Source organism: Pseudomonas sp. 1L-C-7-B-C1 (genome assembly GCF_057291635.1).
The window spans coordinates 145217-167028 of the sequence record NZ_JBXAWH010000005.1 but is presented as its reverse complement, the minus strand read 5'-3'; the positions used below and the strand labels follow the sequence as shown (position 1 = coordinate 167028).

The window sequence follows — 21812 nt, the reverse complement described above, 5'->3', positions numbered from 1 at the left end:
CGTCATGGCCACTGCCACTACCGACAACAACGCTGAAAACGAACAAAAGGACGTCAACGCTTCGGCGCCCGACAAGGCCGCTGACAAGCCAGCCGAGAAGGGCGCCGGGCAGACCACGCAGACCAAGAACCCGCGCAAGCGCAAGTTGCTGCTGCTCGGTTTGCTGCTGATCGTGGTGCTCGGCGTGATTGGCGTCTGGGCCTGGTACGAAATGTATGGTCGCTGGAGCGAGAGCACCGACGACGCCTACGTAAACGGCAACGTCGTGGAGATCACCCCGCAAGTCACCGGCACCGTGGTGAGCATCGGCGCTGACGACGGCGACCTGGTGCGTGAAGGTCAGGTGCTCGTTCAGTTCGACCCGAATGACGCCGAAGTGGCGCTGCAAAGTGCCGAAGCCAATCTGGCCAAAGTGGTGCGTCAGGTGCGCGGTCTGTACAGCAACGTCGACGGCATGAAAGCGCAACTGGCGGCCCAGCGCGCCGAAGTGCAGAGAGCCCAAGACAACTACAACCGTCGTCGCAGTCTGGCGGCGGGCGGGGCGATTTCCCAGGAAGAGCTGTCCCACGCCAAGGATGACCTGACCACCGCGCAGAACGCGTTGACCAACATCCAGCAGCAGTTGGCAACCAGCACCGCGCTGGTGGACGACACCCAGGTTTCCTCGCACCCGGACGTCAAATCGGCGGCCGCGCAACTGCGCCAGGCCTACCTGAGCAACGCGCGCAGTACGCTGATTGCGCCGGTCACCGGTTACGTCGCCAAGCGCACCGTGCAGCTGGGCCAGCGGGTTCAGCCGGGCACTGCGCTGATGGCGGTGATTCCTCTCGACCAGCTGTGGATCGACGCCAACTTCAAGGAAACCCAGCTGGGCCAGATGCGCATCGGCCAGCCGGTGGACATTGAAGCAGACCTGTACGGCGGCGACATCAAGTACAGCGGCACCGTGGACAGCGTCGGCGCCGGTACCGGCAGTGCGTTTGCGTTGCTGCCCGCGCAGAACGCCACCGGTAACTGGATCAAGATCGTCCAGCGTGTGCCGGTGCGGATTCACATCAACGCCGACGAACTGGCCAAGCACCCGCTGCGCATCGGCCTGTCGACCACCGTTGACGTCAACCTGCACGACCAGAGCGGTCCGGTGCTGGCGCAGCAACCGCCGAAGCAACCGCTGTTCACCACCGATGTCTACGCCAAACAACTGGCCGACGCCGACACGATGATTGCCCGCGTGATCCACGAGAACAGCGCGTCAACCAGCGGCAAGACGGCCCAGCGCTGATTCGCCAATCCATTTGCCCCGGCCTGCGTCTGCTGGCCGGAGTGATCTTCGAGTGTCAAAGGATTCGCGATGAGTAATAACGCTCCCGCTTCTTTCACGCCGCCAAGCCTGTTGCTGACCACCATCGGCCTGTCGCTGGCGACTTTCATGCAAGTGCTCGACACGACCATCGCCAACGTGGCCTTGCCGACCATTTCCGGTAACCTCGGTGTGAGTTCGGAGCAGGGCACGTGGGTCATCACCTCGTTCGCGGTCAGTAACGCCATCGCGCTGCCGCTGACCGGCTGGCTGAGCCGGCGCTTCGGCGAAGTGAAGCTGTTTCTATGGGCCACGCTGCTGTTCGTGACCGCTTCGTTCCTCTGCGGCATTTCCACCTCGATGCCTGAGTTGGTGGGCTTTCGGGTATTGCAGGGCATGGTCGCCGGGCCGTTGTACCCGATGACCCAGACGCTCCTGATTGCCGTATATCCCCCCGCGAAACGGGGGATGGCATTGGCATTGCTGGCGATGGTGACGGTTGTGGCGCCGATCGCCGGGCCGATTCTCGGCGGCTGGATCACCGACAGTTACAGCTGGCCGTGGATCTTCTTCATCAACGTGCCGATCGGTCTGTTCGCGGCGTTCGTCGTGCGTCAGCAGATGGCCACGCGACCGGTCAGCACCAGTCGCCAGCCCATGGACTACGTGGGGCTTATCACGCTGATCATCGGCGTGGGCGCGCTGCAGATCGTGCTCGACAAAGGCAATGACCTGGACTGGTTCGAGTCGAATTTCATCATTATCGGTTCGGCGATTTCGGCGATTGGCCTGGCGGCATTTGTCATCTGGGAAATGACCGATGACCATCCCGTGGTCAACCTGCGGCTGTTTGCGTTCCGCAACTTTCGCTACGGGACGATCTGTCTGGTGGCGGGCTATGCGGGGTTCTTCGGGATCAACCTGATTCTGCCGCAGTGGCTGCAAACGCAGATGGGTTATACGGCGACCTATGCAGGGCTGGCGGTGGCGCCACTGGGCGTGCTGCCGGTGTTGATGTCGCCCTTTGTGGGCCGTTACGCGCATAAGTTCGACTTGCGTCTGCTGGCCGGTCTGGCGTTTCTGGCGATCGGCCTGAGCTGCTTCATGCGTGCGGATTTCACCAGTCAGGTGGATTTCACCCACATCGCGCTGGTGCAGTTGTTCATGGGGGCAGGCGTGGCGCTGTTCTTCATGCCGACCTTGAGCATCCTGCTGTCGGACCTGCCGCCGTCGCAGATTGCCGACGGCTCGGGGCTGGCGACGTTCCTGCGTAACCTGGGCGGCAGCTTCGCAGCGTCGTTGACCACCTGGATCTGGATCCGCCGCGCCAATCAGCATCATGCGTATCTGAGCGAAAACGTGAACGCCTACGAGCCGACAACGCGGCATGCGCTGGAGACCCTGGGCGGGGCGAGCAATCAGGCGTATGCACAGCTCGATTCGATGGTGACCAGTCAGGCCTACATGATGTCCACGGTGGACTATTTCTACATGATGGGTTGGATCTTCCTGTCGCTGATCCTGATCATCTGGCTGGCTAAACCGCCGTTTACCGCGAAGGCGGCGCCTGGGGGAGGGCATTGATTGACGCCGCGCTGTCGGCGTCAGACATCGTTCCTGTGGGAGCGAGCTTGCTCGCGAAGACGGTATTTCAGCCGCTAAAGATGCAGCGAATGTACTGGCCTTTTCGCGAGCAAGCTCACTCCCACAGGTTCCCCGTCCGACAATCGTCGATGTTCAGTCCTGACTGTCAGGCCTCGAACGCAAACGACTCCAGATGAAAGCCCGATCCATCGATCTGCAGCAACCACCCCTCGCGATCCCAATCCCCCAGCACGATGCGCTGCGCCGTGATTCCGCCGAGCTCGACCTGGTGAACCGCGGGCCGATGAGTGTGCCCGTGGATCAGCGTCTTAACGCCTGACTCGTTCATCACCCGCGGCACTTCGTCCGGCGTGACGTCGACAATGTCGTTGGCCTTCATCCGCGTCTGCGCGCGGCTTTCGCTGCGTAGCTTGCGGGCCAGCTTGTGCCGGGTGCTTAACGGCAGATGCCGCAGCACCCACAGCGTCAGCGGATGGCGCAGATAACGGCGCATACGCATGTAGGCTTCGTCCCGCGTACACAGGCTGTCGCCGTGCATCAGCAGCACCGGTTCGCCGTTGAAATTCACGACGCTCGGGTCCTTGAGCAGCGTGCAGCCCGCCGCCTTGCAAAACCCCTGGCCGATCATGAAGTCGCGATTGCCATGCATCAGGAACACCCGCGTGCCGCTGTCGCTTAATACGCGCAACGCCTGGCAGATCGATCGCTGGAAGGGCGACATGGCGTCATCGCCAATCCAGGCCTCGAAAAAGTCCCCGAGGATGTACAGCGACTCGGCCCCACGAGCGCGCCCATTCAGCAGACCGAGAAACGCCCGGGTAATGTCCGGGCGTCCCTCCTCCAGGTGCAGATCGGAGATCAGCAATATCACTCAACGATCTCGGCTTTCTCGATGATCACGTCGTCAGCTGGCACGTCTTGATGACCCGCCTTGGACGTGGTAGCGACGCCCTTGATCTTGTCGACCACGTCAGTGCCCTCAACCACTTCAGCGAACACGGCGTAACCCCAGCCCTGCACGGTCTTGGCGCTGTGGTTGAGGAAATCGTTGTCGGCGACGTTGATGAAGAATTGCGCCGAGGCTGAATGGGGCTCCATGGTCCGGGCCATGGCCACTGAGTACTTCTTGTTCGGCAGGCCGTTGTCGGCTTCGTTCTGGATGCTCGGGCGCTTGTCTTTCTTCTCTTTCATGCCGGGCTCGAAGCCGCCGCCCTGGATCATGAAGTTGCCGATCACACGGTGGAATACGGTGTTTTCGTAGTGGCCGGCTTTGACGTATTCGATGAAGTTGGCGACCGTGAGCGGCGCCTTCTCTGCGTTCAGTTGCAGAACGATTTCACCGTGGTTGGTGGTCAGCTTTACTTTCGACATGGTCAGCTCGCTCTTTGAAGTCTGTGGTGAGGGGCGGTGATCGCAGCAGTCGGCCATCGGGGTGCGAGGCCTGTTCCTTTGATCACACCAGGCTCGCAGTTTACAGAGGGCCGCCGTCGCTCGGGTAGTCGCGATTGCCCCGGCGGTTCTCGCTGGGTACAGGTCCATCTCGGCAGTTTTGTCACAGCGCGCTGTCAGGGGCTTGACAGCTTCGGCTATGATAGGCGCTTTGATTTAACCGGCCTTCCTGGCCGCGACCCGTACAAGGATCCTATGAGCAAGCCCACTCAAGATGCCGCTGCGAATTCCAAGGCAGGCCCTGCCATTCCAACCAACTTCCTGCGCCCCATCGTGCAGGCAGACCTGGATTCGGGCAAGCACACCCAGATCGTGACCCGCTTCCCGCCGGAGCCCAACGGCTACCTGCACATCGGTCATGCCAAGTCGATCTGCGTCAACTTTGGTCTGGCTCAGGAATTTGGCGGCGTCACGCATCTGCGCTTCGACGACACCAATCCGGCGAAGGAAGACCAGGAATACATCGATGCCATCGAAGCCGACGTCAAATGGCTGGGCTTCGAGTGGTCCGGCGAAGTGCGTTATGCCTCGCAATACTTCGACCAGCTGTACGCCTGGGCGGTCCATCTCATCGAGACGGGCAAGGCCTATGTCGATGACCTGACCCCCGAGCAGGCCCGAGAATACCGCGGCACCCTGACCGAGCCGGGCAAGAACAGCCCGTTTCGCGATCGCAGCGTCGAAGAAAACCTCGACCTGTTCAGCCGCATGAAAGCCGGCGAGTTCGAAGACGGCGCCCGCGTCCTGCGCGCCAAGATCGACATGGCGTCGCCGAACATGAACCTGCGCGATCCGATCCTCTACCGCATTCGTCACGCCCACCACCACCAGACCGGTGACAAGTGGTGCATCTACCCGATCTACGATTTCACCCACGGTCAATCGGACGCCATCGAAGGCATCACCCATTCGATCTGCACTTTGGAATTCGAGAGCCATCGCCCGCTCTACGAGTGGTTCCTCGACAACTTGCCGGTGCCGTGCAAGCCGCGCCAGTACGAGTTCTCGCGCCTGAACCTGAACTACACCATCACCAGCAAGCGCAAGCTCAAGCAACTGGTCGATGAAAAGCACGTGCATGGCTGGGACGATCCGCGCATGTCGACGCTCTCGGGCTTCCGCCGTCGCGGTTACACCCCGGCGTCGATCCGCAACTTCTGCGAAATGATCGGCACCAACCGTTCCGACGGCGTGGTCGATTTCGGCATGCTGGAATTCAGTATTCGTCAGGACCTGGACCACAACGCCCCGCGCGCCATGTGCGTGCTGCGTCCGTTGAAAGTCGTGATCACCAATTACCCGGAAGGCCAGGTCGACCACCTCGAACTGCCGCGCCATCCGCAGAAGGAAGAGCTCGGCGTGCGCAAGCTGCCGTTCTCCCGCGAGATCTACATCGACCGTGAAGACTTCATGGAAGAGCCGCCGAAGGGCTACAAGCGTCTGGAGCCCAACGGCGAAGTGCGCCTGCGTGGCAGCTACGTGATTCGCGCCGACGAAGCGATCCAAGACGCCGACGGCAACATCGTCGAGCTGCGCTGCTCCTACGACCCGGAAACCCTCGGCAAGAACCCTGAAGGCCGCAAGGTCAAAGGCGTTGTGCACTGGGTGCCGGCAGCGGAAAGCATCGAATGCGAAGTGCGTCTGTACGACCGTCTGTTCCTCTCGGCGAACCCTGAGAAAGCAGAAGAGGGCAAGACCTTCCTGGACAACATCAACCCGGGCTCCTTGCAGGTGTTGACCGGTTGTCGCGCTGAACCGTCGTTGGCTGACGCTCAGCCGGAAGACCGTTTCCAGTTCGAACGCGAAGGCTATTTCAGCGCGGATCTGAAGGACTCGAAACCCGGTCATCCGGTCTTTAACCGGACTGTGACGCTCCGCGATTCGTGGAGCTAAGGTAGGCAACGTGCTTTCTATCTACAACACGCTCAGCAAGAGCAAAGAAGTCTTCAAACCGCTGGATGGCAACAAGGTGCGCATGTACGTCTGCGGGATGACCGTGTACGACTACTGCCACCTGGGCCACGGCCGCAGCATGGTGGCGTTCGACGTCGTGACCCGCTGGCTGCGTTTCAGCGGCTACGACCTGACCTACGTGCGCAACATCACCGACATCGACGACAAGATCATCAACCGCGCCCGTGAAAACGGCGAGGCGTTCGACGCCCTGACCGCGCGCATGATCGACGCGATGCACGAGGACGAAGCGCGGCTGAACATCCTCAAGCCGGACATGGAACCGCGAGCCACCGATTACATCGGCGGCATGCACGACATGATCCAGCGCCTGATCGACAAGGGTTACGCCTACGCACCGGGCAATGGCGACGTTTACTACCGCGTCGGCAAATTCCTCGGCTACGGCAAGCTGTCGCGCAAGAAGATCGAAGACCTGCGCATCGGTGCGCGGATCGAGGTCGACGAAGCCAAGGACGACCCGCTGGACTTCGTGCTGTGGAAAGGCGTCAAGCCGGGCGAGCCGAGCTGGGAATCGCCGTGGGGCGCAGGGCGTCCGGGCTGGCACATCGAGTGCTCGGTGATGTCCACCTGCTGCCTGGGTGAGACCTTCGACATTCATGGCGGCGGCAGCGACCTCGAATTCCCGCACCACGAAAACGAGATTGCCCAGAGCGAAGCCGCGACCGGCAAGACCTACGCCAACGCCTGGCTGCACTGCGGCATGATCCGCATCAATGGCGAGAAGATGTCCAAGTCTTTGAACAACTTCTTCACCATTCGCGACGTGCTGGATAAATACCACCCGGAAGTGGTGCGTTACCTGCTGGTGTCGAGCCACTACCGCAGCGCGATCAACTATTCAGAAGACAGTCTGAAGGAATCCAAAGGCGCGCTGGAGCGGTTCTATCACGCGCTCAAGGGTCTGCCGGTCGCCGAGCCTGCGGGTGGCGAGGCGTACGTCGAGCGTTTTTCGACGGCGATGAACGACGACTTCGGGACCCCGGAAGCGTGCGCCGTGCTGTTCGAGATGGTCCGCGAGATCAACCGTCTGCGCGACAGCGATGTCAACGCAGCGGCAGGTCTGGCGGCGCGCTTGAAGGAACTGGCCAGCGTGTTGGGCGTGTTGCAACTGGAAGCCGATGACTTCCTGCGCGCCGGCGCCGAAGGTCGTGTGGACGCTGCCGAAGTCGAAGCCTTGATCGCCGCCCGCCTGCAAGCGCGCGTCGACAAGAACTGGGCTGAGAGCGACCGCATCCGCGATCAACTCACCGCCATGGGCGTGGTGCTGGAAGACAGCAAAGGCAGCACGACCTGGCGCTTGGCGGACTGATCAGCCGCGCACACGGTTGATGTGGGAGCGGCCGGGATGGCGCTCCACCTTGCTCGCGAAGGCAGCTTTTCAGCCAATGAAGATGTAGCGACTGTAACCGCCTCTTCGCGAGCAAGCTCGCTCCCACATTTCATCTGTCACCCGTTACATCTGCGGTGATTGTTGATGATCGTTCCCGCGCTCCGCGTGGGAATGCATCGCCAGACGCTCCGCGTCTTCTCTGACGCGGAGCGTCGCGGGCGGGGTTACCACGCGGAGCGCGGGAACGATGAAGTCTGCGCGCCAGACGCGCTAGCGAAAAACCCCAATCAAAACCCCTGTTCCCGCAGCCGCTTGTACAGCGTATTCCGGCTCACCCCCAGCCGCTTCGCCAGCTGCGATATATTCCCGCCCGCGGCCTGCAACAGCTCACTCAGTTCCTCTGGCGTGTCCAGCGCAGACTTTCGGTTGAGCACTGTCTCTGTTTCGACGCGCTCGCAGCCCATTGCCAGGTCCGCAAAAAAGTCTTCCGGCAGATGCTCGGTGGAAATCGGCTGATCGTCGGCCAGCGCCAACGCCACCTGAATCACGTTGCTCAACTGCCGCAGGTTCCCCGGCCACGGGTGCCGTTCGAACAACTCCATCACCTGCGGCTCAAACCCCGCGGTCTGCTGCGGTTCGCGGTGCTGCTCCCAAATGGCACGCACCAGCGCGGGTTTGTCGCTGCGATCCCGCAACGGCGGCAACTCCAGGTTCAGGCCGCTGATGCGGTAGTACAAATCCTGACGAAACCGCCCGTTCTGCACATGTTCGCGCAGTGAGCAATGGGTCGCGGAAATCACCCGGATGTCCACCGGGTACAACTCGCTGCTGCCCACCGGCTGCACGCACCGTTCCTGCAACACCCGCAGCAAGCGCGCCTGAACCGGGAGCGGCATGTCGCCGATTTCATCGAGGAACAGCGTGCCTTTGTCGGCCTTGCGGATGAGCCCGATGCTGCCTTTATGGTGGGCGCCGGTGAACGCGCCTTTTTCATAGCCAAACAACTCGGCCTCGACCAGTTCCGACGGGATCGCTGCGCAGTTCACGGCAATCATGGGCTGATCGGCGCGGGAGCTGGCACGGTGCAGGGCCTTGACGAACACTTCCTTGCCTACGCCTGTTTCGCCGAGGATCAACAGCGGGACGTTCTTCTCCAGCAGTCGCTGACCTTGGCGCGCGGCTTTCTCAACCCGCTCATCACCCAGCCCTGGCTCAATGGCGCCAACGGTGACCGACCGTGACACAACCGGTGCTTGCACCGGAATTGGCACCGGCACCGTTCTGAGCTTCAGCACCGGCGCCTTCGGCCGCTTCAGCACGCAATGAAAACGGTTGTGGCCAGAGGCCTGAAGCGGGAAAGGCTGGCCTTCCGGTTGATCAAGCAGGTCGGCGATCGGCGCCTTGAACAGGTTTTCGATGTTGGCGTTGAGCAGGCTGACGCCCAAAAGGTTGTCGGCGCGGCGGTTGGCACAGAGCACCCGGCCGCTTTCGTCGAACACCAGCAGCCCGGCCCACTGGCTGTCGAGGTTGTTCAGGCCGGTATTGAACACCAGCTGGAAATGGCTGTGCTGAAATTGGTCGAGGATCAACCGGTTTTCGATGGTCTGGCCCATCATCTTGACCATCCCAAGGGTGTGGGAGGGCGGCAGAAAGCTGTCGCTGGACACGTCGAGCACCGCGATCATCCGCCGCGACGCATCGAAAATCGGCGCTGCCGACCCGGTCATGAAACGGTTGGCCTTGAGAAAGTGTTCATCGTGCTCAATGTGAACAGCCTGTTCACACGCCAGGGCCGTGCCAATGGCATTGGTGCCGGCGCCTTGCTCCAGCCAGCTGGCCCCGGCGACGAAACCCGGTTGTTGATCTGGCTCGACGAAGCGCTTGTTGCCCCAGGAATTGAGCACTTGGCCCTGATGATCGGCGAGCAAAATCAGGCAATTGGAATTGCTCAGGATGTTCTCGTAGAAGGGCAGCACTTGCTGATGGGTGGTCTGCACCAGTGAATGATGGCGCTCGAGCAGTTGCGAAACCTGCTGATCGGGCAGGCGGCCAAAGGACGGCCGTGACTGGTGGTCGAGGCCGAACTCGCGGCAACGGGCCCACGAGTCCTGAATGATGGTGTCGTGGCTGGGGGATGCGCCTGCTGTGGCCATGAAATGGCTCCGTCCGAGTACTTTTTATTTATTGTTGTCGAGATGCCGCTAGGCAGAGCATCCCTGCTCGAAAACGTCCACCCATTGTTGTTCAGGATTGTTCAAAGTCAATGTTCATTTTGTTCAGGTGTTCAGCCTTTCCTGTTCATTTATGTTCATCAACGAATGCCGATCTCTGCGGCAAATTGTCGCAACCGCTCTAGTCCGCGCATTTCAGCCAGAAAGCGCCTGAGCAGGCCGGTTGGCACGATTGTCGCTATCCAACAAGCGGTCAGCACAATCGGTCAACGGATGTCACGACCTGCCATACGGCACACACGCAACACCCCGAACAAAACAAATAAAAAGGGCACGCCATGTCTCTCACGCTTGAGCACGTCAGCCGCGCCGTCGACGGTCAGATCTGGATCGACGATGCTTCGCTGAGCTTTGAACCCGGCTCATTCAACGTATTGCTGGGGCGCACCTTATCAGGCAAAACCAGCCTGATGCGCTTGATGGCCGGTCTGGACAAGCCAGACAGCGGCCGAGTACTGATGAATGGCAAAGATGTCACCCAGGTCGCGGTGCGTCATCGCAACGTCTCCATGGTGTATCAGCAGTTCATCAACTATCCGAGCATGACCGTCTACGACAACATCGCCTCGCCGCTGCGCCAGGCGAAGATGTCGAAGGATGAAATCGACCGCCGCGTCCGCGAAACCGCGAAGATGCTGCGCATCGAAAAATTCCTCAGCCGTCACCCCCTCGAATTGTCCGGCGGCCAGCAGCAGCGCACGGCGATGGCGCGGGCACTGGTCAAGGACGCCGAACTGATTCTGTTCGATGAGCCGCTGGTCAACCTCGACTACAAGCTGCGCGAAGAGCTGCGTCAGGAAATGCGCCAGCTGTTCGAGACGCGCAATACCATCGCTATCTATGCCACCACCGAGCCGAACGAAGCGCTGGCGCTGGGCGGGACTACCACGATTCTGCACGAAGGTCGCGTGATCCAGAGCGGCCGAACGCCCGAGGTGTATCACCAGCCGAAAACCGTGCTGGCCGCCGAGCTGTTCTCCGAGCCGCCGATCAACCTGATGCCAGGCCGTATCGAAGGCAACGAAGTCAGCTTCGCCAACTTCGTGCACTTTCCGCTGAACGTCGACCTGCGCACCATCGGCGACGGCGAGTACCGCTTTGGCGTGCGCCCGAGCCATCTGAGCCTGGTGCCGTCGAACGATGACGATCTCGAACTGGCGGTCACCGTCGAGCTCGCCGAAATCAGTGGTTCGGAAACGTTCCTGCACGTGCGCAACGAGCATTTCTCGCTGGTGCTGCATCTGCCGGGCGTCCACGAGTACGACGTGGACACGTCGATTCGCGTGTACATCCCGACTCACAAACTGTTCGTATTCGATCAGCAGGGCGGCCTGATTCAGGCACCGGGCCTGCGCATGGCGAGGGTTGCCTGATGGCCGAGATCCGCTTGCAACAACTTGCGCACAGCTACAGCGCTAATCCGACCGGCCCTGAAGACTATGCCATCCGCGAAATGACCCACATCTGGGAGCAGGGTGGCGCGTACGCCTTGCTCGGCCCGTCCGGCTGTGGCAAATCGACCCTGCTCAATATCATCTCCGGCCTGCTCAGCCCTTCTGAAGGCAAGGTCCTGTTCGACACCACCGTGGTCAACGACATGTCGCCGGAAGAGCGCAACATCGCTCAGGTTTTCCAGTTCCCGGTGGTCTACGACACCATGACGGTGTACGACAACCTCGCCTTCCCGCTGCGCAATCAAGGCATGCCGGAAGCGAAAGTGAAGATCAAGGTGCAGGAAATCGCCGACGTGCTGGATCTGCAGCCGTTGCTGAAGAAGAAAGCCAAAGGCCTCACCGCTGACGAAAAACAGAAAGTCTCCATGGGCCGCGGGCTGGTTCGCGATGACGTGTCAGCGATTCTGTTCGACGAACCGCTGACGGTGATCGACCCGCACCTGAAGTGGAAACTGCGCCGCAAGCTCAAGCAGATTCACGAGCAGTTCAACATCACCATGGTCTATGTCACCCACGATCAGCTGGAGGCTTCGACCTTCGCCGACAAGATTGCGGTGATGTACGGCGGCCAGATCGTCCAGTTCGGCACCCCCCGCGAACTGTTTGAAAAGCCGCACCACACCTTCGTCGGCTACTTCATCGGCAGCCCCGGCATGAACCTCATCGAGGTCAAGCCTGAAGCCGGCGGCGTGGGCTTTGGCGGGATTCATCTGCCGTTGTCCGACGCCTTGCAGCAGCGCTTGGCAGCCACTAAATGGAGCACGTTGAAAGTCGGGATTCGTCCCGAGTTCGTGCACGTCTGGGACGGCCCGGTGGATGACGCCATGCAGGCTGAAGTCACCTACGTCGAGGACCTGGGGACCTACAAGATCCTCACCCTCAAGCTGGCCGGCCAACTGTTGAAAGTACGCCTGCAGGAAGACAAACCCGTGCCTCAGGGTCAGGCCTGGGTCAGTTTCCCTGCGCAATGGCTGATGCTCTACGCCGATGAATTTCTGCTGGAGGCCGCGACGAACACACTGTCGGCCAGCGAGGTGTCCCATGACTAAAGTGCAAAACAACAAGGCCTGGTGGCTGGTGCTACCGGTGTTCCTGCTGGTGGCGTTCAGCGCCATCATTCCGATGATGACCGTGGTCAACTATTCGGTGCAGGACATCTTCGACCAGTCCAGCCGTTACTTCGTCGGCGCCGACTGGTTCCGGCAAGTGCTGCAGGACCCGCGCCTGCATGACTCCCTGCTGCGCCAGTTCATCTACTCCGCCTGCGTGCTGCTGATCGAAATCCCGCTGGGCATCGGCATCGCCCTGACCATGCCGACCAAGGGACGCTGGTCGTCGGTGTGCCTGATCGTCATGACCATCCCGCTGCTGATCCCCTTCAACGTGGTCGGCACCATCTGGCAGATCTTCGGCCGTGGCGATATCGGTCTGCTGGGCTGGGTCCTCAACGATGTGCTGGGCATCAGCTACAACTACGCAGCCAATGCGTCGGACGCCTGGGTGACCGTGCTGGTCATCGATGTCTGGCACTGGACCTCACTGGTGGCGTTGCTGTGCTACTCGGGTCTGCGCGCCATTCCGGACGTGTACTACCAGGCCGCGCGAATTGATCGGGCGTCGAACTGGGCGGTGTTCCGACACATCCAGCTGCCGAAGATGAAGAGCGTGCTGCTGATCGCGGTGATGCTGCGCTTCATGGACAGCTTCATGATCTACACCGAGCCGTTCGTACTCACCGGTGGCGGTCCGGGCAACTCGACGACCTTCCTCAGCCAGACCCTGACGACCATGGCGCTGGGCCAGTTCGACCTGGGCCCTGCGGCAGCGTTCTCGCTGGTGTATTTCCTGATCATTCTGTTGGTGTCGTGGGTGTTCTACACCGCCATGACCCACAGCGAAAAGAACTGAGGAGCGCCCATGAACAAGCGCGAGAAAGTGTCGTTCAAAAAGCTCATACCGCTGTGGATCTACCTGCTGTTTCTGCTGGTGCCGATCTACTGGCTGGTCAACATGTCGTTCAAGACCAACACCGAAATTCTCGGCGGCCTGACCCTGTTCCCACAGGACTTCACGCTGGCGAACTACAAGGTGATCTTCACCGACGAAAGCTGGTACAGCGGCTACATCAACTCGCTGTATTACGTCTGCCTGAATATGGTGATATCGCTGAGCGTCGCATTGCCTGCGGCCTACGCGTTTTCACGCTATCGTTTCCTCGGCGACAAACACCTGTTCTTCTGGCTCCTGACCAATCGGATGGCACCACCTGCGGTTTTCCTGCTGCCGTTCTTCCAGCTGTATTCGTCCATCGGCCTGTTCGACACGCACATTGCGGTAGCGTTGGCGCACTGCCTGTTCAACGTGCCGCTGGCGGTGTGGATTCTGGAAGGCTTCATGTCCGGGGTTCCCAAGGAAATTGACGAAACGGCTTACATCGACGGCTATAGCTTTCCCAAGTTCTTCGGCAAGATTTTCATCCCGCTGATTGGCTCGGGCATCGGTGTGACGGCGTTCTTCTGCTTCATGTTCTCCTGGGTCGAGTTGCTGCTGGCGCGGACGCTGACTTCGGTCAATGCCAAGCCGATCGCGGCGGTCATGACCCGTACCGTTTCAGCGTCGGGGATCGATTGGGGGGTGCTGGCCGCGGCGGGGGTGTTGACCATTCTGCCGGGCATGCTGGTGATCTGGTTCGTTCGTAATCACGTGGTCAAGGGCTTTGCTCTTGGTCGTGTCTGAGGAGTCGAAAAATGGAGTGGATGTCCTGGACCCTGCCAACTGCTATTTTCTTTGCGTCCATCGCTGCGATCCTGGTAGCGATGACGGCCTGGGAACTGCGTTCGGCGAGTATTGAGCGTCGCGGTTTTCTGCCGATTGCCACCACGCGCGGCGATCGTCTGTTCATCGGCCTGCTCGGAAGTGCCTACCTGCATCTGCTGGTCATCGGCGCGACGAGCTGGGATATCTGGGTGGCCTCCGGGTTGTCCCTGGTCTGGCTGTTGGTGGTGATGCGTTGGGGTTGAGAAGGTTTTGCCAGCAGGAGGCAGACGTACCCCTGCTGCAAGCGAATGACGAAGGTTGAAACGCGGGATCACATAAGATTCAACACAAGAGGTGTCTATGTTCAATAAGAAAAACAAGCTGCGACATAGTGTGACGGTAGCAACGATGGTGATGCTCAGTGGCTTGAGCGTGTCGGCATGGGCCGATCAGTACGAGGATGCGGCGAAGAAATGGGCCGACAGCGAGTTCAAGCCGAGCACGCTCTCCGATGCCGAGAAACTCAAGGAGCTGGAGTGGTTCATCAAGGCCGCCGAGCCGTTCCGCGGCATGGACATCAAGGTGGTTTCCGAAACCTTGACCACCCATGAATACGAATCCAAAACCCTGGCCAAGGCGTTTACCGAAATCACCGGCATCAAGGTCACCCACGACCTGCTGCAGGAAGGCGACGTGATCGAGAAACTGCAGACCGCCATGCAGTCCAACCAGAGTATCTACGACGGCTGGGTCAACGACTCCGATCTGATCGGTACGCACTTCCGCTACGGCAAGGCGATGTCTCTGACGGACCTGATGGCCAGCCCGGAAGGGGCGAAAGTCACTTCTCCGACGCTTGACCTCAAGGACTTCATCGGTACGTCCTTTACCACCGCGCCGGACGGCAAGCTTTATCAACTGCCTGACCAGCAATTTGCCAACCTGTACTGGTTCCGCGCCGACTGGTTTGACCGTCCTGACCTGAAAGAGAAATTCAAGGCCAAATACGGCTATGAGCTGGGCGTGCCGGTGAACTGGTCCGCCTATGAAGACATCGCCAAGTTCTTCAGCGAAGACGTCAAGGAACTCGACGGCAAGAAAGTCTATGGCCACATGGACTACGGCAAGAAAGACCCGTCCCTGGGCTGGCGCTTCACCGATGCCTGGTTCTCCATGGCCGGCAGTGGCGACAAAGGCTTGCCCAATGGTCTGCCGGTCGACGAGTGGGGCATTCGTGTTGAAGCGTGCCACCCGGTCGGTTCGAGCATCACCCGCGGCGGCGACACCAACGGCCCGGCCGCTGTGTACGCCACTCAGAAGTACATCGACTGGCTCAAGGCCTACGCGCCGCCTGAAGCGGCAGGCATGACCTTCTCCGAGTCCGGTCCGGTGCCGTCCCAGGGTAACGTCGCACAGCAGATCTTCTGGTACACCGCTTTCACCGCTGACATGACCAAGCCAGGTCTGCCGGTCATGAACGCCGACGGCACGCCGAAATGGCGGATGGCGCCATCGCCTAAGGGTCCTTACTGGAAAGAGGGCATGAAGCTGGGTTATCAGGACGTGGGCTCCTGGACCTTCCTCAAGTCCACCGAAGAGAAGAAACGCCTGGCCGCCTGGCTCTACGCGCAGTTCGTGACATCGAAGTCCGTCTCGCTGAAGAAAACCATCGTGGGCCTGACGCCGATTCGTGAATCGGACATCAACTCCAAAGAGATGACCGCCCTGGCGCCGAAACTCGGTGGTCTGGTCGAGTTCTACCGCAGCCCGGCCCGTGTGCAATGGTCGCCAACCGGCACCAACGTTCCGGATTATCCGAAGTTGGCTCAGTTGTGGTGGAGTCACGTGGCTGAAGCCGTTACCGGCGAGAAAACCGCGCAGGCGGCCCTCGACGGTCTGGCCAAGGATCAGGATGCAATCATGACCCGCATCGAGCGCTCCAAGGTTCAGGAACCAAGCGGTTGCGCGCCGAAGATGAACCCGGAAACCTCGGCCGAAGAGTGGTACACCAAAGCCGAGAAGAGCAACGGTGCGTTCCTCGCGCCACAACGCAAACTGGCCAACGAGAAACCGAAGGGCGAAACCATCGCTTACTCGGATCTCTTGAAAAGCTGGGAAGCCGCGAAGAAGTAACCTGCACGCTTCTACGTTCGGCGCATAAAAAAACGGCACCCTCGGGTGCCGTTTTTCATGTGCGCGCTTTGGCGCTCAGGGCTTGGGAAATCAGCCGTGCAGCGTTTCTGCGGCATATAGCGTGTTTTCCAGCAGGCAGGCGCGGGTCATCGGGCCGACGCCTCCGGGCACCGGCGTGATCCAGCCGGCGCGGGGCAGGGCGGTTTCATACACGACATCGCCCACCAGCTTGCCGTCATCCTGACGGTTGATGCCGACGTCAATGACGATGGCGCCTTCCTTGATCCACTCGCCCTTGACCAGGCCCGGCTTACCCGCTGCCACGACCACCAGATCGGCGCGACCGACGTGTCCGGCCAGATCCTGGGTGAAACGATGGGTCACGGTCACGGTGCAGCCCGCCAGCAGCAGCTCCATCGCCATTGGACGACCGACGATGTTGGACGCGCCCACCACGACAGCGTCCTTGCCGTACAGATCGACACCGGTGCTTTCCAGCAGGGTCATGATGCCCTTGGGTGTGCAGGGCCGCAGCAGTGGAATGCGCTGGGCAAGACGACCCACGTTGTAGGGGTGGAAGCCGTCGACGTCTTTATCCGGGCGGATGCGCTCCAGCAGGCTGGAAGATTCCAGATGCTCGGGCAGCGGCAGTTGCAGCAGGATGCCGTCGATGGCCGGATCGTCATTGAGGCGGTCGATCAGATCGGTCAGTTTGGTCTGGGTGGTTTCACTGGGCAGGTCATAGGCCTGGGAGATGAAGCCGACCTCTTCGCAGTCTTTGCGTTTGTGCGAGACGTAAACCTGAGAGGCCGGGTCGCTGCCAACCAGAATCACCGCGAGGCCTGGCGTGCGCAGGCCTTGCTCGCGACGCTGGGCGACTCGTTGAGCGATCTGCTGGCGCAGGTTGGCTGCGATCGCTTTGCCGTCTATTAGTTTTGCAGTCATTACGCGTGATTAACCATCGGAAGGGGAGGGAAAAAGAGCGCGCATTCTCGCATGACCTGACCCAAGGGCAAAGACGGTTGGTCCGCTTAATAAGCTAAGCCCTTTAATTAACTGAATTTTTTAGAAAAAAGTGTTGACGACCTTTTGGGCCGTCTATAAGATTCGTCGCACTTGTCGGGCACAACCCCACACAGGATAAGCCGGAAGCGGTAGATCAGGTCGAAAGGTTGAATAAGTCAGGTAGAGTTAAGATCGGCTCAGCGTGATTGAAAGCTCTTAATTTGCAGTCTCACGAAGGCAAATGAAATAAGTGCCCGTAGCTCAGCTGGATAGAGCATCCGCCTTCTAAGCGGATGGTCGCAGGTTCGAGTCCTGCCGGGTGCGCCATTAGGCAGCTTTGGCACAAGTAGCATTCAGTTTGAATGCGTCGGTTACAACGCAATATGGTGGGCGTAGCTCAGTTGGTAGAGCACGGGATTGTGACTCCCGTTGTCGAGGGTTCGATCCCCTTCGTCCACCCCATATTCGAAAAGGCGCCAGATTCTTGATCTGGCGCCTTTGCTTTAAGCGCTTCAAAACGCGGATGTGGTGGAATTGGTAGACACACTGGATTTAGGTTCCAGCGCCGAAAGGTGTGAGAGTTCGAGTCTCTCCGTCCGCACCAGTTACAAGTCTCGCAACACCTCGGGTGTTGAGGGGCGAAAAAAAGCCGCCTAGTGCGGCTTTTTTTGTTTCAGTGTGCTGCTTTTTAACGCGGTGCGAGCTTGATGGGTCCATGACACAGGGCTCGTCCGGTGTGCTTCCAGGGACTGGATCATGTTTCGGTCGTCCTTTTGCTTCCTTTATATAGGGGCGTATCAGGTGCGTTCCAGACACCTCCCGCAGGTTGAAACATTCGTCTGCGATTCCCGGGCTGCATGCCACTTTATTTACCCTTGTTCAGTAGGGTGACTTCTTGAGTTTGACCCACTAGAATGCTTGCCCTTGATTCTGGGGTCGGAAACGGCCGGCTAACGTCTGTGCAACGAGGAATATCCATGCAAGTTTCTGTTGAAAACACTTCCGCTCTCGAGCGCCGCATGACCATTGGCGTGCCCGCTGAGCGCATCGAGACTGAAGTCAACAAGCGTCTGCAGCAGACCGCACGTAAAGCCAAGATCCCGGGCTTCCGCCCAGGCAAAGTGCCTATGAGCGTGATCCGCCAGCGTTACGAAGACGGTGCTCGTCAAGAAGCACTGGGCGACCTGATCCAGGCGACCTTCTACGAAGCAGTCGTCGAGCAAAAGCTGAACCCGGCCGGCGCACCTTCCGTCGAACCTAAAACCTTCGAAAAGGGCAAGGACCTCGAGTACATCGCTACTTTCGAAGTGTTCCCTGAGTTCACCGTTGCCGGTTTCGAGTCCATTTCCGTCGAGCGTCTGTCGGCTGACGTTGCTGATTCCGACCTGGATAGCATGCTGGAAATCCTGCGCAAGCAGAACGTCAGCTTTGAAGTAGCCGACCGCGCTGCGCAAAATGAAGACCAACTGAACATCGACTTCGTCGGCAAGATCGACGGTGAAGCGTTCGCTGGCGGTTCAGCCACCGGTACTCAGCTGGTGCTGGGTTCGGGCCGCATGATCCCGGGTTTCGAAGACGGTCTGGTTGGCGCCAAAGCCGGCGAAGAGCGCGTTCTGAACCTGACCTTCCCGGAGGATTATCAGAATCTGGAACTGGCTGGCAAAACCGCCGAGTTCACCGTCACTGTCAACACTGTGTCGGCACCGACCCTGCCTGAACTGAACGAAACGTTCTTCAAACAGTTCGGCATCAAGGAAACCAACATCGAAGGCTTCCGCACCGAAGTTCGCAAGAACATGGAGCGCGAGCTGCGTCAGGCCATCAAGTCCAAGGTCAAGAATCAGGTAATGGACGGTCTGCTGGCCGCCAACCCGATCGAAGTGCCTAAAGCGCTGCTGGAAAACGAAGTGAACCGTCTGCGCGTTCAGGCTGTTCAGCAGTTCGGCGGCAACATCAAGCCTGACCAACTGCCGGCAGAGCTGTTCGAAGAGCAGGCCAAGCGCCGCGTTGAACTGGGCCTGATCGTGGCTGAAGTCGTCAAGCAATTCGACCTCAAGCCTGACGACACCCGCGTTCGCGAGCTGATCCAGGAAATGGCTTCCGCCTACCAGGAGCCAGAGCAGGTTGTGGCCTGGTACTACAAGAACGAACAGCAAATGAACGAAGTTCGTTCGGTTGTGCTGGAAGAGCAAGTTGTGGATACTGTTTTGCAGAAAGCGAGCGTGACCGACAAAGCGGTCTCGTACGAAGAGGCAGTCAAGCCGGTTGAAGCTCCACAAGCCGACTGATTTCCTTCTCTCGTTCGAAAACACCATAAGCCAGCCTTCGCGCTGGCTTATGCGTATTCAAGACATGACTATTTGGGAGTGAATGCGAGACATGTCCCGCAATTCTTATATTCAGCAGAACTCTGACATCCAGGCCGCTGGCGGCCTGGTCCCGATGGTTATCGAGCAGTCCGCCCGTGGCGAGCGCGCCTATGACATCTACTCCCGCCTGCTCAAGGAACGCGTCATCTTCCTGGTCGGTCCGGTTGAAGACTACATGGCCAACCTCATCTCGGCGCAGTTGCTGTTCCTTGAAGCGGAAAACCCGGACAAGGACATCCATCTTTACATCAACTCCCCAGGCGGTTCGGTGACTGCGGGCATGGCGATCTACGACACCATGCAGTTCATCAAGCCGGACGTTTCGACGACCGTCATGGGTCAGGCGTGCAGCATGGGCGCTTTCCTGCTGGCCGGTGGCGCCAAGGGCAAGCGGTTCGCACTGCCGAACTCTCGCGTCATGATTCACCAGCCGTTGGGCGGTTTTCAGGGCCAGGCGTCGGATATCGACATTCACGCCAAAGAGATCCTGTTTATCCGTCAACGTCTGAACGAACTGCTGGCGCACCACACCGGTCAGACGCTGGAAGCGATTGAGCGCGATACCAACCGCGACAACTTCATGAGCGCAGAACGCGCTGCTGAATACGGTCTGGTGGACTCGGTCATCGATCGGCGTCAAATGACCAAATGACTGCGTGACGGGCAATGATCCCGGGCGGCTGATACATCCGTGCCGCCTGTGGACTTGAAAAATCGAGCAATTGCCCTCATCTTGTGTTGCAAGCCTACCGGATTGGATCGATCGAATGACTGACACCCGCAACGGCGAGGACAACGGCAAACTGCTTTATTGCTCCTTCTGTGGCAAAAGCCAGCATGAAGTGCGCAAGTTGATTGCCGGCCCCTCGGTATTTGTTTGTGACGAGTGCGTCGACCTGTGCAATGACATCATCCGCGAGGAGGTGCAGGAAGCACAGGCCGAGAGCAGCGCGCATAAACTGCCATCGCCTAAAGAAATCAGCGGCATCCTTGACCAGTACGTCATTGGTCAGGAGCGTGCCAAAAAGGTTCTCGCAGTAGCGGTGTACAACCACTACAAGCGACTGAATCAGCGTGACAAGAAAAATGACGACGTTGAACTGGGCAAGAGCAACATCCTGCTGATCGGCCCGACGGGCTCCGGCAAGACCCTGCTGGCGGAAACGCTGGCTCGTTTGCTCAACGTCCCGTTCACCATCGCTGACGCCACCACCCTGACCGAAGCCGGTTATGTGGGTGAGGACGTTGAGAACATCATCCAGAAGCTGTTGCAGAAGTGCGATTACGATGTCGAGAAGGCCCAGATGGGTATCGTCTACATCGACGAAATCGACAAGATTTCGCGCAAGTCCGACAACCCTTCCATCACCCGTGATGTGTCGGGCGAAGGCGTGCAGCAGGCCTTGTTGAAGCTGATTGAAGGCACTGTGGCTTCCGTTCCGCCTCAAGGCGGTCGCAAGCATCCGCAGCAGGAATTCCTGCAGGTGGACACGCGCAATATCCTCTTCATCTGCGGCGGTGCGTTCTCTGGCCTGGAAAAGGTCATCCAGAATCGCTCCACGAAAGGCGGCATCGGCTTCAACGCCGAAGTGCGCAGCAAGGAAGAAGGCAAGAAGGTCGGCGAGTCCCTGCGTGAAGTCGAGCCTGACGATCTGGTCAAGTTTGGTCTGATCCCCGAATTCGTGGGTCGTCTGCCTGTACTGGCGACGCTGGACGAGCTGGACGAAGCTGCGCTGATGCAGATTCTGACCGAGCCGAAGAACGCGCTGACCAAGCAATACGGCAAGCTGTTCGAGATGGAAGGCGTGGACCTTGAGTTCCGCCCGGATGCGTTGAAATCGGTTGCCCGTCGTGCGCTTGAGCGCAAGACCGGTGCTCGCGGTCTGCGCTCCATCCTTGAAGGCGTTCTCCTCGACACCATGTACGAGATCCCGTCGCAGTCCGACGTGAGCAAGGTGGTGATCGATGAGAGCGTGATCGAGGGCACCTCCAAGCCGCTGTTGATTTACGAAAACAGCGAGCCACCTGCCAAGGCGGCACCCGACGCGTAGCCTGCTGGCAACGTACCGGGCGACTGGAAACGAAAAGGGCCCTCGGGCCCTTTTCGCGTTTCTTTCGAAGCCGGTCTGTGTTTAAGCATCCTTTCGTTTTAACTCAACCCGGCGCTTGTTTTTTTAAGGTTGTACCCCCATCTTGATTTTC

At 59.5% G+C, this 21812-nt stretch carries 17 protein-coding genes and 3 tRNA genes; 16 read left to right on the top strand and 4 right to left on the bottom strand.

Features of this window, described 5'->3' with window-relative positions; translation table 11 throughout:
- Positions 1 to 4: 4 nt before the first annotated feature.
- Together AC0Z8Z_RS10060 and AC0Z8Z_RS10055 are read left to right on the top strand one after the other, a co-directional pair.
- A complete protein-coding gene (locus tag AC0Z8Z_RS10060) occupies positions 5 to 1282 on the top strand; it encodes an EmrA/EmrK family multidrug efflux transporter periplasmic adaptor subunit (RefSeq protein WP_485619000.1) in 1278 nt (425 codons plus the stop codon).
- Between the two features lie 69 nt (positions 1283 to 1351).
- The gene (locus AC0Z8Z_RS10055; RefSeq protein WP_122624737.1) at positions 1352 to 2884 is read left to right on the top strand and encodes a DHA2 family efflux MFS transporter permease subunit; all 1533 of its coding nucleotides are present in this window, start codon (positions 1352 to 1354) and stop codon (positions 2882 to 2884) included.
- 166 nt (positions 2885 to 3050) lie between these two features.
- Here the strand turns inward: AC0Z8Z_RS10055 and AC0Z8Z_RS10050 are convergent, their stop codons facing one another.
- Both AC0Z8Z_RS10050 and AC0Z8Z_RS10045 read right to left on the bottom strand, forming a co-directional pair.
- The gene (locus tag AC0Z8Z_RS10050) at positions 3051 to 3776 is read right to left on the bottom strand and encodes a UDP-2,3-diacylglucosamine diphosphatase (protein WP_485618999.1); all 726 of its coding nucleotides are present in this window, start codon (positions 3774 to 3776) and stop codon (positions 3051 to 3053) included.
- Positions 3773 to 4276: a peptidylprolyl isomerase gene (locus AC0Z8Z_RS10045; protein WP_172611313.1), complete on the bottom strand. Its 504-nt coding sequence runs from the start codon at positions 4274 to 4276 to the stop codon at positions 3773 to 3775. The genes AC0Z8Z_RS10050 and AC0Z8Z_RS10045 overlap by 4 nt, the downstream gene beginning before the upstream one ends.
- Positions 4277 to 4549: 273 nt before the next feature.
- Here AC0Z8Z_RS10045 and AC0Z8Z_RS10040 point away from each other — a divergent pair, with 273 nt between their 5' ends.
- Positions 4550 to 6247 carry a glutamine--tRNA ligase/YqeY domain fusion protein gene (locus tag AC0Z8Z_RS10040; RefSeq protein WP_485618998.1) on the top strand — a complete coding sequence of 566 codons (1698 nt, stop codon included), beginning with the start codon at positions 4550 to 4552 and terminating at the stop codon, positions 6245 to 6247.
- Between the two features lie 10 nt (positions 6248 to 6257).
- Positions 6258 to 7640 carry a cysteine--tRNA ligase gene (gene cysS / locus AC0Z8Z_RS10035; RefSeq protein WP_485618997.1) on the top strand — a complete coding sequence of 461 codons (1383 nt, stop codon included), beginning with the start codon at positions 6258 to 6260 and terminating at the stop codon, positions 7638 to 7640.
- A gap of 308 nt (positions 7641 to 7948) precedes the next feature.
- Here cysS and AC0Z8Z_RS10030 read toward each other — a convergent pair whose 3' ends face one another.
- Positions 7949 to 9814, bottom strand: coding sequence for a sigma-54-dependent Fis family transcriptional regulator (locus AC0Z8Z_RS10030; RefSeq protein WP_485618996.1), 1866 nt, complete (start codon positions 9812 to 9814; stop codon positions 7949 to 7951).
- Between the two features lie 356 nt (positions 9815 to 10170).
- Between AC0Z8Z_RS10030 and AC0Z8Z_RS10025 the strand changes: the two genes are divergently transcribed.
- The 6 genes from AC0Z8Z_RS10025 (at position 10171) to AC0Z8Z_RS10000 (ending at position 16236) form a co-directional block, all read left to right on the top strand.
- Entirely contained in the window at positions 10171 to 11265 is a 1095-nt protein-coding gene (locus AC0Z8Z_RS10025) for an ABC transporter ATP-binding protein (protein ID WP_485618995.1), read from the top strand.
- Positions 11265 to 12395 carry an ABC transporter ATP-binding protein gene (locus AC0Z8Z_RS10020; protein ID WP_172611320.1) on the top strand — a complete coding sequence of 377 codons (1131 nt, stop codon included), beginning with the start codon at positions 11265 to 11267 and terminating at the stop codon, positions 12393 to 12395. Before AC0Z8Z_RS10025 ends, AC0Z8Z_RS10020 begins: the two co-directional genes overlap by 1 nt.
- Positions 12388 to 13254, top strand: coding sequence for a carbohydrate ABC transporter permease (locus AC0Z8Z_RS10015; protein ID WP_455914162.1), 867 nt, complete (start codon positions 12388 to 12390; stop codon positions 13252 to 13254). Before AC0Z8Z_RS10020 ends, AC0Z8Z_RS10015 begins: the two co-directional genes overlap by 8 nt.
- 27 nt (positions 13255 to 13281) lie before the next feature.
- Positions 13282 to 14082 (top strand): carbohydrate ABC transporter permease, encoded by an 801-nt coding sequence (locus AC0Z8Z_RS10010; RefSeq protein ID WP_074892149.1) that lies wholly within the window; start codon positions 13282 to 13284, stop codon positions 14080 to 14082.
- Between the two features lie 11 nt (positions 14083 to 14093).
- Entirely contained in the window at positions 14094 to 14366 is a 273-nt protein-coding gene (locus tag AC0Z8Z_RS10005) for a DUF2160 domain-containing protein (RefSeq protein ID WP_065986436.1), read from the top strand.
- Between the two features lie 97 nt (positions 14367 to 14463).
- A complete protein-coding gene (locus AC0Z8Z_RS10000; RefSeq protein ID WP_485618994.1) occupies positions 14464 to 16236 on the top strand; it encodes an ABC transporter substrate-binding protein in 1773 nt (590 codons plus the stop codon).
- 90 nt (positions 16237 to 16326) lie between these two features.
- On the opposite strand, the gene folD is transcribed toward AC0Z8Z_RS10000, so the two are convergent.
- On the bottom strand, positions 16327 to 17181 hold the full coding sequence (folD, locus tag AC0Z8Z_RS09995) for a bifunctional methylenetetrahydrofolate dehydrogenase/methenyltetrahydrofolate cyclohydrolase FolD (protein ID WP_485618993.1): 855 nt from the start codon (positions 17179 to 17181) through the stop codon (positions 16327 to 16329).
- A gap of 310 nt (positions 17182 to 17491) precedes the next feature.
- On the opposite strand from folD, the gene AC0Z8Z_RS09990 reads away from it, so the two are divergent.
- The 6 genes from AC0Z8Z_RS09990 to clpX all read left to right on the top strand — a co-directional run bounded on the left by AC0Z8Z_RS09990 (position 17492) and on the right by clpX (position 21661).
- Positions 17492 to 17568: transfer RNA gene (locus AC0Z8Z_RS09990), tRNA-Arg, on the top strand.
- A gap of 59 nt (positions 17569 to 17627) precedes the next feature.
- Positions 17628 to 17703, top strand: a tRNA-His gene (locus AC0Z8Z_RS09985).
- A gap of 57 nt (positions 17704 to 17760) precedes the next feature.
- Positions 17761 to 17845: transfer RNA gene (locus tag AC0Z8Z_RS09980), tRNA-Leu, on the top strand.
- A gap of 373 nt (positions 17846 to 18218) precedes the next feature.
- The gene (tig, locus tag AC0Z8Z_RS09975; protein ID WP_485618992.1) at positions 18219 to 19529 is read left to right on the top strand and encodes a trigger factor; all 1311 of its coding nucleotides are present in this window, start codon (positions 18219 to 18221) and stop codon (positions 19527 to 19529) included.
- Positions 19530 to 19620: 91 nt separating this feature from the next.
- Positions 19621 to 20262: an ATP-dependent Clp endopeptidase proteolytic subunit ClpP gene (clpP, locus tag AC0Z8Z_RS09970; RefSeq protein ID WP_122537614.1), complete on the top strand. Its 642-nt coding sequence runs from the start codon at positions 19621 to 19623 to the stop codon at positions 20260 to 20262.
- A 115-nt stretch (positions 20263 to 20377) separates the two neighbouring features.
- Entirely contained in the window at positions 20378 to 21661 is a 1284-nt protein-coding gene (clpX, locus tag AC0Z8Z_RS09965; protein WP_037013640.1) for an ATP-dependent Clp protease ATP-binding subunit ClpX, read from the top strand.
- The last annotated feature ends 151 nt before the right edge of the window (positions 21662 to 21812 follow it).

Bases quoted from the DNA above. Each gene is read 5' to 3' on its own strand.
- AC0Z8Z_RS10005 (WP_065986436.1), top strand. From the start codon at position 14,094: ATGGAGTGGATGTCCTGGACCCTGCCAACTGCTATTTTCTTTGCGTCC.
- clpP (WP_122537614.1), top strand. From the start codon at position 19,621: ATGTCCCGCAATTCTTATATTCAGCAGAACTCTGACATCCAGGCCGCT.
- AC0Z8Z_RS10025 (WP_485618995.1), top strand. From the start codon at position 10,171: ATGTCTCTCACGCTTGAGCACGTCAGCCGCGCCGTCGACGGTCAGATC.
- AC0Z8Z_RS10045 (WP_172611313.1), bottom strand. From the start codon at position 4,276: ATGTCGAAAGTAAAGCTGACCACCAACCACGGTGAAATCGTTCTGCAA.
- AC0Z8Z_RS10000 (WP_485618994.1), top strand. From the start codon at position 14,464: ATGTTCAATAAGAAAAACAAGCTGCGACATAGTGTGACGGTAGCAACG.
- AC0Z8Z_RS10030 (WP_485618996.1), bottom strand. From the start codon at position 9,814: ATGGCCACAGCAGGCGCATCCCCCAGCCACGACACCATCATTCAGGAC.
- AC0Z8Z_RS10055 (WP_122624737.1), top strand. From the start codon at position 1,352: ATGAGTAATAACGCTCCCGCTTCTTTCACGCCGCCAAGCCTGTTGCTG.
- AC0Z8Z_RS10060 (WP_485619000.1), top strand. From the start codon at position 5: ATGGCCACTGCCACTACCGACAACAACGCTGAAAACGAACAAAAGGAC.
- tig (WP_485618992.1), top strand. From the start codon at position 18,219: ATGCAAGTTTCTGTTGAAAACACTTCCGCTCTCGAGCGCCGCATGACC.
- clpX (WP_037013640.1), top strand. From the start codon at position 20,378: ATGACTGACACCCGCAACGGCGAGGACAACGGCAAACTGCTTTATTGC.
- AC0Z8Z_RS10040 (WP_485618998.1), top strand. From the start codon at position 4,550: ATGAGCAAGCCCACTCAAGATGCCGCTGCGAATTCCAAGGCAGGCCCT.
- AC0Z8Z_RS10020 (WP_172611320.1), top strand. From the start codon at position 11,265: ATGGCCGAGATCCGCTTGCAACAACTTGCGCACAGCTACAGCGCTAAT.
- folD (WP_485618993.1), bottom strand. From the start codon at position 17,181: ATGACTGCAAAACTAATAGACGGCAAAGCGATCGCAGCCAACCTGCGC.
- AC0Z8Z_RS10015 (WP_455914162.1), top strand. From the start codon at position 12,388: ATGACTAAAGTGCAAAACAACAAGGCCTGGTGGCTGGTGCTACCGGTG.